This is a genomic window from Neomoorella carbonis, assembly GCF_045278715.1.
GTDB classification, from domain to species: Bacteria; Bacillota; DSM-521; order Neomoorellales; family Neomoorellaceae; genus Neomoorella; species Neomoorella carbonis.
The window spans coordinates 1361077-1374989 of the sequence record NZ_CP136420.1 but is presented as its reverse complement, the minus strand read 5'-3'; the positions used below and the strand labels follow the sequence as shown (position 1 = coordinate 1374989).

Annotated in this window: 13 protein-coding genes and 4 pseudogenes; 15 read left to right on the top strand and 2 right to left on the bottom strand. The window is 46.8% G+C overall.

The annotated features are described in order from the left end of the window. Positions 1-9 precede the first annotated feature (9 nt). The 11 genes and pseudogenes from MCACP_RS07085 (at position 10) to tnpC (MCACP_RS07035) (ending at position 9901) form a co-directional block, all read left to right on the top strand. Positions 10-222 carry an adenylyltransferase/cytidyltransferase family protein gene (locus MCACP_RS07085; RefSeq protein ID WP_406678623.1) on the top strand — a complete coding sequence of 71 codons (213 nt, stop codon included), beginning with the start codon at positions 10-12 and terminating at the stop codon, positions 220-222. Positions 223-247: 25 nt separating this feature from the next. Next, positions 248-1072, top strand: a complete 825-nt coding sequence (locus MCACP_RS07080; protein ID WP_406678622.1) for an alpha/beta fold hydrolase — start codon at positions 248-250, stop codon at positions 1070-1072. A gap of 30 nt (positions 1073-1102) precedes the next feature. Beyond that, positions 1103-1306 (top strand): annotated as a pseudogene (locus MCACP_RS07075) (GntP family permease); the annotation flags it as partial. Between the two features lie 164 nt (positions 1307-1470). Beyond that, positions 1471-2295 carry an alpha/beta fold hydrolase gene (locus MCACP_RS07070; RefSeq protein ID WP_406678621.1) on the top strand — a complete coding sequence of 275 codons (825 nt, stop codon included), beginning with the start codon at positions 1471-1473 and terminating at the stop codon, positions 2293-2295. Then, entirely contained in the window at positions 2295-3563 is a 1269-nt protein-coding gene (locus MCACP_RS07065; RefSeq protein ID WP_406678620.1) for an MFS transporter, read from the top strand. Before MCACP_RS07070 ends, MCACP_RS07065 begins: the two co-directional genes overlap by 1 nt. Positions 3564-3931: 368 nt before the next feature. After that, positions 3932-5108 (top strand): annotated as a pseudogene (locus MCACP_RS07060) (IS3 family transposase). 402 nt (positions 5109-5510) lie between these two features. Continuing rightward, a complete protein-coding gene (locus MCACP_RS07055) occupies positions 5511-6908 on the top strand; it encodes a sigma-54 interaction domain-containing protein (RefSeq protein ID WP_406678619.1) in 1398 nt (465 codons plus the stop codon). A 242-nt stretch (positions 6909-7150) separates the two neighbouring features. Continuing rightward, positions 7151-7306, top strand: a pseudogene (locus MCACP_RS07050) (M48 family metalloprotease); the annotation flags it as partial. A gap of 242 nt (positions 7307-7548) precedes the next feature. Beyond that, positions 7549-7875 carry an IS66 family insertion sequence element accessory protein TnpA gene (tnpA, locus tag MCACP_RS07045; protein ID WP_062286247.1) on the top strand — a complete coding sequence of 109 codons (327 nt, stop codon included), beginning with the start codon at positions 7549-7551 and terminating at the stop codon, positions 7873-7875. Continuing rightward, positions 7869-8225 (top strand): IS66 family insertion sequence element accessory protein TnpB, encoded by a 357-nt coding sequence (tnpB, locus tag MCACP_RS07040; protein ID WP_406678618.1) that lies wholly within the window; start codon positions 7869-7871, stop codon positions 8223-8225. Before tnpA (MCACP_RS07045) ends, tnpB (MCACP_RS07040) begins: the two co-directional genes overlap by 7 nt. Positions 8226-8305: 80 nt before the next feature. Continuing rightward, positions 8306-9901, top strand: coding sequence for an IS66 family transposase (tnpC, locus tag MCACP_RS07035; protein ID WP_406678617.1), 1596 nt, complete (start codon positions 8306-8308; stop codon positions 9899-9901). 37 nt (positions 9902-9938) lie between these two features. Here tnpC (MCACP_RS07035) and tnpA (MCACP_RS07030) read toward each other — a convergent pair whose 3' ends face one another. Then, on the bottom strand, positions 9939-10163 hold the full coding sequence (tnpA, locus tag MCACP_RS07030; RefSeq protein ID WP_406678616.1) for an IS66 family insertion sequence element accessory protein TnpA: 225 nt from the start codon (positions 10161-10163) through the stop codon (positions 9939-9941). A gap of 103 nt (positions 10164-10266) precedes the next feature. Here tnpA (MCACP_RS07030) and tnpA (MCACP_RS07025) point away from each other — a divergent pair. The 3 genes and pseudogenes from tnpA (MCACP_RS07025) to tnpC (MCACP_RS07015) form a co-directional block, all read left to right on the top strand. Then, positions 10267-10521, top strand: a pseudogene (gene tnpA, locus MCACP_RS07025) (IS66 family insertion sequence element accessory protein TnpA); the annotation flags it as partial. Further along, positions 10515-10871 carry an IS66 family insertion sequence element accessory protein TnpB gene (gene tnpB / locus MCACP_RS07020; RefSeq protein ID WP_406676603.1) on the top strand — a complete coding sequence of 119 codons (357 nt, stop codon included), beginning with the start codon at positions 10515-10517 and terminating at the stop codon, positions 10869-10871. The pseudogene tnpA (MCACP_RS07025) and the gene tnpB (MCACP_RS07020), both read left to right, overlap by 7 nt. An 80-nt stretch (positions 10872-10951) precedes the next feature. Beyond that, positions 10952-12526, top strand: a complete 1575-nt coding sequence (tnpC, locus tag MCACP_RS07015; RefSeq protein WP_406676602.1) for an IS66 family transposase — start codon at positions 10952-10954, stop codon at positions 12524-12526. 102 nt (positions 12527-12628) lie between these two features. Here the strand turns inward: tnpC (MCACP_RS07015) and MCACP_RS07010 are convergent, their stop codons facing one another. After that, positions 12629-12973 carry a winged helix-turn-helix transcriptional regulator gene (locus tag MCACP_RS07010; protein ID WP_406678615.1) on the bottom strand — a complete coding sequence of 115 codons (345 nt, stop codon included), beginning with the start codon at positions 12971-12973 and terminating at the stop codon, positions 12629-12631. A 153-nt stretch (positions 12974-13126) separates the two neighbouring features. On the opposite strand from MCACP_RS07010, the gene MCACP_RS07005 reads away from it, so the two are divergent. After that, positions 13127-13681, top strand: a complete 555-nt coding sequence (locus MCACP_RS07005; protein WP_406678614.1) for a flavodoxin family protein — start codon at positions 13127-13129, stop codon at positions 13679-13681. Positions 13682-13913: the final 232 nt, after the last annotated feature.

Below are 13913 nucleotides of genomic sequence, written 5' to 3'. Positions count from 1 at the left end.
TGAGGGCTGTTGCTACGAACAGCTATCTGTCCGGGAGCCTTTGATCCCATTGCCAATGGCCATCTGGATATTATTAAACGGGCAACAGCCCTATTTGATAGAGTTGTTGTAGGTGTAGCCGCCACAGTTATTAAAAAATATTTTAACCCTAGAAAGGAGGCTGAAGGGGTCCTAAGTATTTGCGCAAATTTGGACAATGTAACAGTCAACCTAAAAAATTAAAAATCATTTTAAGGAGGTTATAGTAATGTTGGTAGAGGTAAACGGTATCAAGCTTTACTATGAGGACATGGGTGCTGGTCCGGCACTTGTGTTTATCCATGGACTTGGGGAAAATGCCGATTCGTGGGAAAGTCAAATAACATTATTTAAAAAAACGTTCCGTACTATAGCTATGGACCATCGTGGGCATTACCGTAGTGAAGATGGCAATGAATTCATTACCATCTCTCTATTTGCCAGTGATATTTTAGCTCTGTTAGATCAATTAGGAATCCAGAAGGCTCATTTTGTAGGTCATTCCATGGGTGGACTTATCTGCCAGGAAATTGCAGCTCATAATCAAGAACGAATGTTGAGCATAACTCTCAGTGATACGGCAAGTTTTTTTCCGGAGCCTATGCGTACAAACGCACTTGAAGAACGTTTGAAACGCATTGATACTCTACCAATGACAGAAGTAGGGGCAGCTATTGCCAGGGCAGCCTGCCGACCAGATATTGATGCGGAAACTTTGGCCAAGGTAACTGCAATGTTTCAGCTCAACCGGCCAGTTCCATATCGCCAGGCAACTATCTCAACTTTAAAAGCTGATTACCGTCAGTATTTATCCCAAATAAAGGTTCCTACTCTAATTCTAGTGGGTGAAAAGGATGCCACTACGCCCCTGGATTACGCTCAACTTTTAAATAAAGAGATTAAAGGCTCCAAGTTGCAAATCATACCTGAAGCTGCCCATATGACAAAGATTGAAAACCCCAAGGTCTATAATCTAGCCTTGGCTGAATTCTTAGCCCCTTATGAACCGGATGCAGCAATTCCTTTAATTGCTAGCTTGAGGGGGGATGAATAATAAAGCAACCAAGGTATTTTATGGGTGGTGGTCGGTAAGGCAACGGCCATCTTGGCCGTGGTGTGAGCCTGTATGGTGTTGACCGACGGAGGAGTTAGCTTATTTGTTGCTGTTTATCCTTTCGCGGTGGCTCTATTTAAAGAGGTAAGTATTCCAAAGTGCCTTATACCAGGAGCTATTGGGTTAGGTTCTTTTACTGTGACCATGTATGCACTACCGGGGAACGCCGCTTTATATTTGGGCAACAGGGGGCAACTCCAGTGTAATTTCTTCCAAGTATTTCGATACGAGCTGGAGGAAACCTTGCTTAAGCAGCCGGCAAAATCCCTAGTTTTTCAAGACCTTGGGAGTTTTGCAGGAAGCTAATAAATAAAATCCATCTTAAGGAGGTTGCGGTCATGCTGACAGAGGTAAACGGTATCAAGCTTTACTATGAGGACATGGGTGCTGGTCCGGCACTTGTGTTTATCCATGGACTTGGGGAAAATGCCGATTCGTGGGAAAATCAAATAACATTATTTAAAAAAACGTTCCGTACTATAGCTATGGATCTTCGTGGGCATCATCGTAGTGAAAATGGTAATGAATTCATTACTATGGCTCTATTTGCCAGTGATATTTTGGCTCTGTTAGATCAATTAGGAATCCAGAAGGCTCATTTTGTAGGTCATTCCATGGGTGGACTTATCTGCCAGGAAATTGCAGCTCATAATCAAGAACGAATGTTGAGCATAACTCTCAGTGATGCGACAAGTTTTTATCCGGAGCCCATGGCTACAACTGGCCTTGAAGAACGTTTGAAACGCATTGATACTCTACCAATGACAGAAGTAGGGGCAGCTATTGCCAGGGCAGCCTGCCGACCAGATATTGATGCGGAAACTTTGGCCAAGGTAACTGCAATGTTTCAGCTCAACCGGCCAGTTCCATATCGCCAGGCAACTATCTCAACTTTAAAAGCTGATTACCGTCAGTATTTATCCCAAATAAAGGTTCCTACTCTAATTCTAGTGGGTGAAAAGGATGCCACTACGCCCCTGGATTACGCTCAACTTTTAAATAAAGAGATTAAAGGCTCCAAGTTGCAAATCATACCTGAAGCTGCCCATATGACAAAGATTGAAAACCCCAAGGCCTATAATCTAGCCTTGGCTGAATTCTTGGCCCCTTATGAACCGGATGCAGCACTTCCTTTAATTGCTAACTTGAGGGGGGATGAATAATGAAGCAAACTAAGATATTTTACGGTTGGTGGATCGTCCTGGTAGCTTTTCTATCTATTGCCATTACTTATGGGACAAAAGGTGTCTTTGGTATAGTTCAACTGGCTATGCTGGAAGATTTGCATTGGAATAGGGCAACCATTGCCGGTGCCCTTTCTGCCAATATGCTGGTTTATGCTATAGCCGCTCCTATGGTTGGTAGACTGATGGATAAAGTGGGGGTTAAAAATACCTTAATCATAGGTAGCCTGTTAACCGGGCTAGCCTATATTTTAGTCACAACTATTAATTCACCCCTTCAGTTTTATATTTATTATGGTATTTTGTTAGGCCTCGCAGGTACAGGAATGGGAATGATTCCGGGTCCAACGGCTGTTAGCCGTTGGTTTATTAAAAAACGCGGTCGGGCACTATCTCTGGCTATTGTTGGGTCACCCCTTGGTACCGCCATTTTTACTTTTTTGGCTAAAGATTGGCTTAATACAATGGGTTGGAAGGGCACATTTAAAATAATGGCTATCCTTTCATGGGTACTAGTTATTATCCCCACATTTTTCTTAATGCGTACTTCACCAGAGGAAATGGGCATGCTCCCTGACGGGGAAACAAGCCCTGTAACCACCAGTGGCACGGCTAAAAAGAATATAGTAACTGTATATGACAATGAGGAAGAATGGAGCCTCTCAAAGTTATTGACTTCTCCTAAAGCCTGGGGACTATTCCTGGCCTATTTCTTCATGGCTGGTAATGGCTGGATGCAACAAGTACACCAGGTACCACATCTGATCCTCCTCGGTTTAAATAAAGATGTTGCAACCAATGTTCTCGGAATCAATATGTTTCTCGCTGTAATATCGATGCTAATCTGGCCATCTATTTCCGATTTCATGCAACGTCGCACTGCTTTAATCATCTCTTTAATCCTTCAGATAGTTGGCTCCCTTCTACTTCTTAACGCCAGAACCTTAACTCTTACTTATTTGTTTGTAGTTGTAATGGGCCTATCCTACATGGGTTGTTACGGTCTTTTTAGCGCCATGGCCGCCGATCTATTTGGCCGGCGTAGTTTGGGAACGGTTAACGGTATAATGGCCACAGCGGGCGCTGCCGGTGCTGCCTTCGGAATTTATTTTGGTGGGTGGATATATGATATAACCCATAGCTATAGCCTGCTGTGGGAAATTGGTATAATCGGCCTAGTAATAGCTATCGGCTTGGCTGTAGCCATGGGAAGAAAAGCAGGACAACAAACCAGTTTACAAGCATAACTGATGTACAAAAATAATCTAATCTATTTGTTATCCTAGTACAACTATCCGCCAGGGTGCGGATTTCTTTTTTGTGTTAGACTGTAGCTTAGGGTTTCAGGACAACAGCCAGTTTGAGTACCACACCTTCGTTAGCCCTAACTAGTCCCCCCTGAAAAACTCAGGGCAAAAAGCCTTAGCTTCTCAAGAAACCGGATAATAATTATTTAACAAAGCAGAAGGAGTTACCATCCTCTGGATCGAATCTTGTAAAAAAGAGCAAACAAGAAAACACAGAAGACCCGTGGTAAAATGTCAAGACCTTGAATTGGAAATTTTAATGTCTCAAAATTATGAGTGTATAATCAGAGCAAGGAGGCGTTGTGTCCATGGGGGATTCCAGACGAAAATATGATGAAGAATTCAAGCGAAATGCCGTCGAGCTATGCCGCACCAGCGGTAAAACTACCAGCCAGATTGCCCGCGACCTGGGGATCAACAGCAGCATGCTCAGCAGGTGGCAAAGAGAGCAGGTAAAGTATGGAGAACGAGCCTTTCCCGGTATAGGAAAACAGATGCGCGGCACCGATTTAGAAGAGGAAAACCGCCGCCTGAAAAAAGAGCTGGCGATAGCCCAGGAGGAACGGGATATCTTAAAAAAAGCTGTGGCCATCTTCTCCAAAATGCCGAAATGAAATATCGGTTTATCCGGGAGCACACGGGAACTTTCCGTGTCGAGACGATGTGCCGAGTTTTAAAGGTGTCCCGGACAGGATATTACCGGTGGCTAAAAAGGCCCGTAAGCCAACGCAGGATACAAGATGAAATTATCAAGGAACAAATCGTGAATATCTACAACAAGAGCCGGAAAACGTATGGTAGTCCCCGCATCCATAAGCAACTGGGCAGGGAGGGTATCCACTGCGGTAAAAAGAGGGTCGAACGACTGATGCGAGAAGCGGGGGTCCAGGCTATCCAAAAACGCAAATTCAAGGTGACCACCGACTCCAAGCACAACCTACCGGTGGCCGAAAACATCTTAAACAGGGAGTTTACTGCTAATAACCCCAATACGAGCTGGGTAACGGATATCACGTATATCAACACCGATGAGGGTTGGCTGTACCTGGCGGCGGTCATGGACCTCCATTCTAAAAGGATTGTGGGTTATTCGATGCAGAAATATCTGACCCGGGAACTGGTCATCGAGGCGCTGCATATGGCCATCACCAACCGCCGTCCCGGCCGGGGGCTGGTCATCCATTCCGACCGCGGCAGTCAGTATGCGAGCTACGATTATCAGCAACTGCTCCGGCACTATGGTTTTATCTGTTCCATGAGCCGCAAGGGAGATTGTTGGGATAATTCCCCTATGGAAAGCTTCTTCAAGACACTGAAGACGGAATTCGTCTACCATCGCCGTTTTAAAACCCGAGCAGAAGCCAGAGTGGAAATCTTTGAGTACATCGAGGTTTTTACAACCGTCTCAGGCTGCATTCAGCCCTTGGGTATGAGACATCGGAAGAATTCGAGAAAAACTATGAGAACCTGATAAAAGTGGCTTAAGTTGGTGTCCAATTAACCGGGGGAAGTCCACGTCGAGGATGCGTACCACATTAGTGTCAGAGCCTATATCGATACAGGTTGGAAATCTACTTGGACTACACCCAAAAATAACATTTACCATTAAGTATTGCAGAGAGTGGACTTTGTCAGGTGGAACTAGCTAAAAACTAAGCCTATCGCATAAAGGTGGTCATTCAGGTTTACAAAATCGGGAGAGTAGCAATGTGTAATTTCAAATAGTGGTATTTTTGGCAAAACCGTTGCCGCCTGCAACCGGTAGTTCAGTCTGTTCAAATGATTAAACGTCACTGGGAAGAAAGCTAGAGGAAGGATTATTTTGTAAGACGAAGAATCAAATTATTGATTTCACAATTCTAAGTGCCCGTAGGGTGATGGTGATTTATGGAGATAATGCAAAACTCACCTGTTCCATCTCTGGAAACATGGGGTGAAATAGCCGACTATCTTCCGATTCCCATGGTGGTTATTAATAATGAGGGAAGAGTTGTTGCTTTAAACAAGGCCTATGCTAATTTTCTGGGCATAGATCAGGCCACAGCAATAAACCAACCGGTGGAAAAAATAATCAAAGGTTCTCGTCTGCCGCTAGTTTTAAAGACCGGGAAGCCGGAAATTGCCTGCCCGCACCAATATAGAAACAGTAAAGGGCTGGTGCATAGGATCCCAATCTATCACAATGATAAAGTAATTGGTTGTCTCGGAATGGTATTATTTAAAGATATTCAAGATATGGCCCGCCTAGTCCAAGAGAATCATCTCCTAGCAGGAAAATTACGTGCTTACCAGAGTGAGTTAAAAAACATTTTATGTGCAAAATATACGCTGCAGGACATAATAGGGGAAAGTAATATTATACACCAACTAAAACAACAAGTTAAAAAAATTGCCCGTACCAGGATGAATGTTCTCATTACTGGTGAGACGGGAGTGGGTAAAGAGTTATGGGCCCATGCCATCCATATGGAAAGCGAAAGTAAAGAAGAACCATTTATAGCAGTAAATTGTGCGGCTATTCCGGAGAATCTTCTTGAGGCAGAGCTTTTTGGTTATGAAGAAGGTGCGTTTACCGGTGCCGTACGGGGTGGCAGATTAGGTAAATTTCAGCTAGCTAACGGTGGCACAATTTTTCTTGATGAAATAGGCGACATGCCCCTCAATATGCAGGCCAAAATCTTACGAGTCCTCCAGGAGCGAGAAGTTGAAAGATTAGGATCTTCAAGGCCGGAAATTGTTGACGTCAGAGTAATAGCCGCGACCAACTGTAACCTGAAACAGTTAATAAAGGAAGGGAAGTTCCGCAAGGACCTTTACTACCGTTTGAATGTATTTAATCTTAATATACCTCCCTTGAGAGAACATCCAGAAGATATCCCCTTGTTAATTGAGCATTTTTTATCTAAGCTCTATCATGAAACAGGGATTTATCGTCGCATGAGCGATGAATGTTTAAAAGCTTTACTCGACTACCAGTGGCCTGGTAATATCAGGGAATTACGTTTCCTTATTGATCGGCTAGCTCTTAAAACAGAGAGCGAAATAATACAACTAGAGGATTTACCGGTAGAAATATTAAGTAACGTTCAGATGCCTAAAAAAACTGAAGGTATGGGATTAGATAATATTCTGGAGCAGGTAGAACAGGAAATAATCATGAAAACACTGGAAAAGACCCACTTTAATAAACGAAAGGCAGCTTCTATTTTAAAAATACCGCGTTCACGGCTTTACCGCAAGTTAGGAACCTATTATGCTAAAGACAAAGGAACTCCCGCCAAATAATGTGATTTCCTCTTTATGTCAGCATGAGCGTTGACTTGATGATGAAAGTCCACCGCAGGCGAGGTAGCACCAGTCTAATAGCAAAAAGCAAGGGTGTCTATATCGAGATGGAAACAGAAGCAAGTAGTTTCTTATTGTTTTTCTAAATTATCCCAAACTAATACTAAAAAAGAAGACGGTTGAAAATGATTATGCAATAAGTTAGTGAGATCATGAATGCCTACCACCGGACCCTATAAACAAATGCCTATTTCACCGGCCTGGGAACTACCAAACGCATCGTTCCCTATGATACCCTGCTGGCCGATTATCCCCTCGATGAAGTAGAAGCCGTAATCGCACACGAAATGGCCCACTGGCAACGCGGCCATATTCTCCGGGTATTGCTGTGGGGTATCCGTAAGCGTCAAACCCAACCCACCTAGCACCAAAGCAACATTTATAGGATAATCTCCCTCAAGAACATCAATGGAGGGGGATTTTTTATGACCAAAGCCGAACGGCAAGCACTATGGGAAACCCGGATAGCTGAATACAAGAAGAGTGGGCAGGTAAGCGTCAAATACAGCCCACCTTGGCACCAATCGCAAGTATAGGGGATAATCCTCTTCAGAACACAAGCTGAGGAGGATTTTTTGTTATGACCAAAGCCGAACGGCAAGCACTATGGGAAACCCGGATAGCCGAATACAAGAAGAGCGGGCAAAGCGTCAGAGAATGGTGCGCTACCCATGAAGACGTTAACCCTAAACAATTATGGTACTGGCTGCGGAAGTATAAGAACCAGGACGTAGTTTACCCGGGAAACTCAAACCGGTGGCTGCCGGTAGAAATAAGGGAGCCATCTTCTGGTGTTCAGGGCAACTCCTTGTTGGTCAGGATAGGCAAGACCTGCATCGAAGTAAAACCCGGCTTTGATCCCGCCCTGCTTTCTCAGGTGGTTAAGGTGCTGGTGGCTTTATGCTAAACGAATTAGGTATCGACCGGGTTTATCTCGCCTGCGGTGCCACTGACTTACGCAAGTCCATTGACGGCCTGGCGGTGCTGGTCAAGGAAGGGTTTGAATTAGACCCTTTCACTTCCTGCCTTTTCGTTTTCTGTAACCGCAAGCACGATAAACTAAAGATCCTCCACTGGGAGCATAATGGGTTCTGGCTTTATTACCGCCGGCTGGAGAAGGGCAAATTTCCCTGGCCTCAAGATACCACTTCGGCAACCATCACCATAAGCCGCCGGGAGCTGCGCTGGCTACTCGACGGCCTCCCCTTAAAACAACCTCAGGCCCATCCCGAGGTAAAAGCGCGCACCATCTTGTAATATTAAACGTCAGAAAGAAATATTTTCTGTTTGTGGTTGATTCTAGAGGAATTCGACGCGATTCGTCGAATCATTAATGCATGAACACTTTGCAAGCTATCGCTGCCATGACTATAGAAGAGCTGCAAAGCCGCTGTGTTCAGCTGGAAGAGCAATGTATGCAGCTGGAACAACAGAATGCCGAACTTACCGCTAAATTAAACTGGTTTATGGAGCAGTTTCGTTTAAGCAAGAAACGACAATTCGGTGTTTCCAGCGAACGGACCAGGCCTTTAGAAGAGCAGCTTTTACTTTTTAACGAAGCGGAAGCGGAAGCCCGGCCGGAGGCGCCGGAGCCGGATTTGGAAACCATCACCTACCAGCGCCGTAAAACACACAGCCGCCGGGAGATGAACCTGGAAGACCTGCCGGTAGAAGTAGTAGAGCACCGCCTGCCGGAAGAAGAGCGGGTCTGTCCTGCCTGCGGCGGTCCTTTGCATGAGATGAGCACTGAAATACGGCAGGAACTAAAAATTATCCCGGCGCAGGTGAAAGTAGTTAAACATGTACGCTACGTCTATTCCTGCCGCCGCTGCGAGCGGGAAGAGATAACCACTCCCGTTGTCACGGCACCCATGCCTGCTCCTGTACTTCCCGGCAGCCCCCTATCTCCCTCCCTCCTGGCCTACATCATGACCCAGAAATACGGGGCAGGGTTACCCCTCTACCGCCAGGAGCAGCAGTTTAAAGGCTTGGGTATAGACCTTTCCCGGCAAACAATGGCCAACTGGGTACTCCATGGAGCCAACACCTGGCTAACCTATATTTACGACCGCCTGCATGAATACCTGCTTAAAAGAGATATCCTCCATGCCGACGAGACCACCTTACAGGTGCTGCAGGAACCTGGAAGGGAAGCTGCTACTAAGTCTTATCTCTGGCTTTACCGTACCGGGCGGGACGGACCATCAATCATCCTCTACGACTACCAGACCACCCGGGCTGGCAAACACCCCCGCCGGTTTCTAGCGGGTTTTAAGGGTTATTTACACGTTGACGGCTATGCTGGCTACAATGAGCTTCCGGATGTCACCCTGGTCGGCTGCTGGGCCCATGCCCGGCGCAAGTTCGACGAAGCCTTAAAGGCCCTGCCGGAAGATAAACGCAACAAAGCAGTAGCCGCCCGGGAGGGGCTGGAGTACTGCAACCGGCTCTTTGCCATAGAGCGCGAGTTGAAAGACAAAACACCGGAAGAACGCCATCATCTCCGCCAGGTGCGCAGCAAACCCGTGCTGGACGCCTTTTTGGCGTGGCTAAAAACCCAGAAATCCCGGGTGCTGCCCAAAAGTTCCTTTGGCCAGGCAGTTTACTATTGCCTGAGCCAGTGGGATAAACTCGTAGTCTTCTTGCAAGACGGGCGTTTGGAACTGGACAACAACCGCAGCGAGCGTTCCATCAAGCCGTTCGTCATCGGCCGCAAGAACTGGTTGTTTGCCAACACCCCGCGGGGTGCCAAAGCCAGTGCTATTACCTACAGCATCATAGAGACAGCTAAAGAAAACGAGTTAAATCCCTTCCAATATCTCATTTACCTCTTCGAAAAACTTCCCAACCTGGACCTCCAGGACAAAGATGCCCTGGATCAACTCCTGCCGTGGTCTGCTTCTTTGCCTCCTGTCTGTCGAATGAATAATTAAGCTTGTTTTAGCCCCCGCCTTAGATGCAAGGCGGGGGTTATTTTACGCTTACAGAAGATGGCTCCCTTATTTCTACCGGCAGCCACCGGTTTGAGTTTCCCGGGTAAACTACGTCCTGGTTCTTATACTTCCGCAGCCAGTACCATAATTGTTTAGGGTTAACGTCTTCATGGGTAGCGCACCATTCTCTGACGCTTTGCCCGCTCTTCTTGTATTCGGCTATCCGGGTTTCCCATAGTGCTTGCCGTTCGGCTTTGGTCATAACAAAAAATCCTCCTCAGCTTGTGTTCTGAAGAGGATTATCCCCTATACTTGCGATTGGTGCCAAGGTGGGCTGTATTTGACGCTTACGTGGGCAGAGCGTAAAAGAATGGTGCTCCTCCCATGAGGACGTTAACCCCAAGCAATTATGGTACTGGCTGCGGAAGTATAAAAACCAGGATGCGGTTTCCCCGGGAAACTCAAACCGGTGGTTGCCGGTAAAAATAACCGAGCAGGCTTCTATAGAACAGGGCCACGCTTTACTGGTTAATGTAGGACCGGTCAGCATCGAAGTAAAGCCCGGCTTTGATCCCGCCTTGCTTTCTCAGGTGGTTAAGGCGCTGGTGGCTTTATGCTAAACGAAACAGGCATCGACCGGGTTTATCTCGCCTGCGGTGCAACGGATCTGCGCAAGTCCATTGACGGCCTGGCGGTGCTGGTCAAGGAAGGGTTTGAACTGGACCCCTTCTCTTCTTGCCTTTTCGTTTTCTGTAACCGCAATAGGGATAAACTAAAGATCCTCCACTGGGAGCACAACGGTTTCTGGCTTTATTACCGCCGGCTGGAGAAGGGCAAATTCCTATGGCCTCAAGATACCACTTCGGCAACCATCACCATAAGCCGTCGGGAGCTGCGCTGGCTGCTTGACGGCCTCCCCTTAAAACAGCCCCAAGCCCATCCCGAGGTAAAAGCGCGCACCATCTTGTAATATAAAGTACCAGAAAGAAATATTTTCTGTTTATGGTTGATTCTAGAGGAATTCGAAGCGATTCGTCGAATCATTAATGCATGAACACTTCTCAATCTATCGCTGCCATGACTATAGAAGAGCTGCAAGAGCGCTGTGTTCAGCTGGAACGGGAGAATGCCGAACTAACCGCCAAGCTAAACTGGTTTATGGAGCAGTTTCGTTTAAGCAAGAAGCGGCAATTCGGTGTTTCCAGCGAACGGACCAAGCCTTTAGAAGAGCAGCTTTTACTTTTTAACGAAGCGGAAGCGGAAGCCCGGCCGGAAGCACCTGAGCCGGATTTGGAAACCATCACCTACCAGCGCCGCAAAAAACACAGCCGCCGGGATATGAACCTGGAAGAACTGCCGGTAGAAGTAATAGAGCACCGCCTGCCGGAAGAAGAGCGGGTCTGCCCGTGTTGCGGCGGCCCTTTGCATGAAATGAGCACCGAGGTGCGGCAGGAACTCAAAGTAATCCCCGCCCAGGTGAAAGTGGTCAAACATGTGCGCTACGTCTATTCCTGCCGCCGCTGCGAGAAGGAGGAGATAAGTACTCCCGTTATCACGGCACCCATGCCTGCTCCTGTACTTCCCGGCAGCCCCCTATCTCCCTCCCTCCTGGCCTACATCATGACCCAGAAATACGGGGCAGGCCTACCCCTCTACCGCCAGGAGCAGCAGTTTAAAGGTTTGGGGATAGACCTTTCCCGGCAGACAATGGCCAACTGGGTGCTCCATGGAGCCAACACCTGGCTAACCCATATTTATGACCGCCTCCATGAATACCTGCTTAAAAGAGATATCCTCCATGCCGACGAGACCACCTTACAGGTGCTGCAGGAACCCGGGAGGGAAGCTACCACCAAATCATATCTTTGGCTTTACCGTACCGGGCGGGACGGACCCCCCATCATCCTTTACGACTACCAGACCACCCGGGCCGGCAAACACCCCCGCCGCTTCCTGTCAGGTTTTAAGGGTTATTTGCACGTTGACGGCTATGCCGGCTACAATGAACTTCCAGATGTCACCCTGGTCGGCTGCTGGGCCCATGCCCGGCGCAAGTTCGATGAGGCGCTCAAGGCCCTGCCGGAGGCGAAACGTTCGGCAGCCGTGGCTGCCAGGGAGGGGCTGGAGTACTGCAACCAGCTTTTTGCCATAGAGCGTGACCTGAAAGAAGTTCCACCAGAGGAACGATATCAAATCCGCCAGGTGCGCAGCCGGCCCATGCTGGACGCCTTTTTGGCGTGGCTAAAAAAACAGAAAGCGCAGGTGCTGCCCAAAAGCTCCTTTGGGCAGGCGATTTACTATTGTCTTAGCCAATGGGATAAACTAACCGCTTTTTTACAAGACGGGCGCTTGGAACTCGATAACAACCGGAGTGAACGTTCCATCAAGCCCTTCGTCATCGGCCGCAAGAACTGGTTGTTTGCCAACACCCCGCGGGGTGCCAAAGCCAGCGCCATTACCTATAGCATCATAGAAACGGCAAAAGAAAACGAGTTAAATCCCTTCCAGTACCTTATTTACCTCTTTGAAAAATTACCCAACCTGGACCTCCAGGATAAAGATGCCCTGGATCAACTCCTGCCTTGGTCGGAAACTTTGCCTCCTGTTTGCCGTATGCATAGTTAAGCTTGTTTTTGCCCCCACCTCGGTGATAGGTGGGGGCTATTTTACGCTTACGAAACATGAACCAGTTCGCATTTTTGTTCATAAAAACCCGATGGCCGGTAATCAGAGATTGTCGGCTGTTTTTTTATTATATATATAGTTTTTGCCCCATTTAGCAATAACATCCAATACAGGTATAAAACTTTGGCCGATCTCCGTTAAGGAATATTCAACTTTTGGAGGTACTTCCTTATATACTTCCCTATGTACAAGTCCATCCCGTTCAAGATCCCTTAGCTGTTGCGTAAGTACTCCCCGGGATACTTCTGGCAAGAGCTTTTGCAGCTCGTTAAATCTCCGGGTTTTATGACTCAAATGCCATAAAATAACAATCTTCCATTTACCTGCAATTAACCGTTGTACAGCTGTCACGGGACATATTTCTTCTCGGTTCTGCATTTTAGCCACCAAAAAGTTCCTCCTTTGATCAATGGTACGTTTTTTATGCCTATGTAATAAAAATGTGCGTACTTGTAAAGGTGTGCCTCTTACTATAGTATCTTATTAGGCTCTAATTATAAAATCAAGGTTTTATTTTAGGAAGAGAGGATGAACTGCTGTATGAAAAAAATGGTAGCTTTTATAGGAAGCCCCAGAAAAGAGGGCAATACATCAACCGTAGTGGGGGAAATTGCCCGGGGAGCAAAAGAAGCGGGGGCGGAGGTTAAGATTTATAATCTAAATGAAATGACCATAAAGCCATGCCAGAGCTGCTTTTACTGCCGGCAAGCAGAAAACTGTGCAACAAAAGATGATATGCAATCAGTCTACGCGGATATAAAAAACGCCGATGCCATCGTCATAGGCTCGCCTATCTATATGTCTCAGGTTACAGCTCAGACCAAGCTTTTACTTGACAGGCTGTTTCCCTTAATAGATGCCAATTTCAAGCCGAGATTTGGTGTTAAAAAAACTGTGGTAGTATATTCCCAAGGACAGGGCGAGGCCGGGGCCTTTCGGGGATATTTTGAATACAATGCCAATGTACTTAAAATGCTAGGTCTGGACATTGTTGATACAATTATATGTTCCGGAGCTAATGACCCTCAAACGGCTATCAAAAATGAAAGCCTTATGGCAAAGGCCTTTAACACCGGGAGAGAACTGGTTAAATGACTTTCTACGTCTCCGAGGAAGGCTTAGAGTAGAATTCCTTTTGGTGCCCATTATATTGGTTTGGGTACCGCGATCCCGCGACAGTATGGGCGTGGAGGTGGGGTTGCAGGGAAAATTATATAAAAAGCCGTTTTATTTCCACCTGATCCTTCTACAACCCATTCCTTCCAGCCAGGGCAGGTTTATTTTTACTTGCCAGGAGCCACCATAGCGCTTATACAGTATAGTGACT

What these genes read in the sequence shown, in the direction of transcription:
- tnpC (WP_406676602.1), top strand. Translation starts at nt 10,952, where the DNA reads ATGAACACTTCTCAATCTATCGCTGCCATGACTATAGAAGAGCTGCAA.
- MCACP_RS07070 (WP_406678621.1), top strand. Translation starts at nt 1,471, where the DNA reads ATGCTGACAGAGGTAAACGGTATCAAGCTTTACTATGAGGACATGGGT.
- tnpA (WP_406678616.1), bottom strand. Translation starts at nt 10,163, where the DNA reads ATGACCAAAGCCGAACGGCAAGCACTATGGGAAACCCGGATAGCCGAA.
- MCACP_RS07055 (WP_406678619.1), top strand. Translation starts at nt 5,511, where the DNA reads ATGGAGATAATGCAAAACTCACCTGTTCCATCTCTGGAAACATGGGGT.
- MCACP_RS07065 (WP_406678620.1), top strand. Translation starts at nt 2,295, where the DNA reads ATGAAGCAAACTAAGATATTTTACGGTTGGTGGATCGTCCTGGTAGCT.
- tnpC (WP_406678617.1), top strand. Translation starts at nt 8,306, where the DNA reads ATGAACACTTTGCAAGCTATCGCTGCCATGACTATAGAAGAGCTGCAA.
- tnpB (WP_406678618.1), top strand. Translation starts at nt 7,869, where the DNA reads ATGCTAAACGAATTAGGTATCGACCGGGTTTATCTCGCCTGCGGTGCC.
- MCACP_RS07005 (WP_406678614.1), top strand. Translation starts at nt 13,127, where the DNA reads ATGAAAAAAATGGTAGCTTTTATAGGAAGCCCCAGAAAAGAGGGCAAT.
- tnpB (WP_406676603.1), top strand. Translation starts at nt 10,515, where the DNA reads ATGCTAAACGAAACAGGCATCGACCGGGTTTATCTCGCCTGCGGTGCA.
- MCACP_RS07080 (WP_406678622.1), top strand. Translation starts at nt 248, where the DNA reads ATGTTGGTAGAGGTAAACGGTATCAAGCTTTACTATGAGGACATGGGT.
- tnpA (WP_062286247.1), top strand. Translation starts at nt 7,549, where the DNA reads ATGACCAAAGCCGAACGGCAAGCACTATGGGAAACCCGGATAGCCGAA.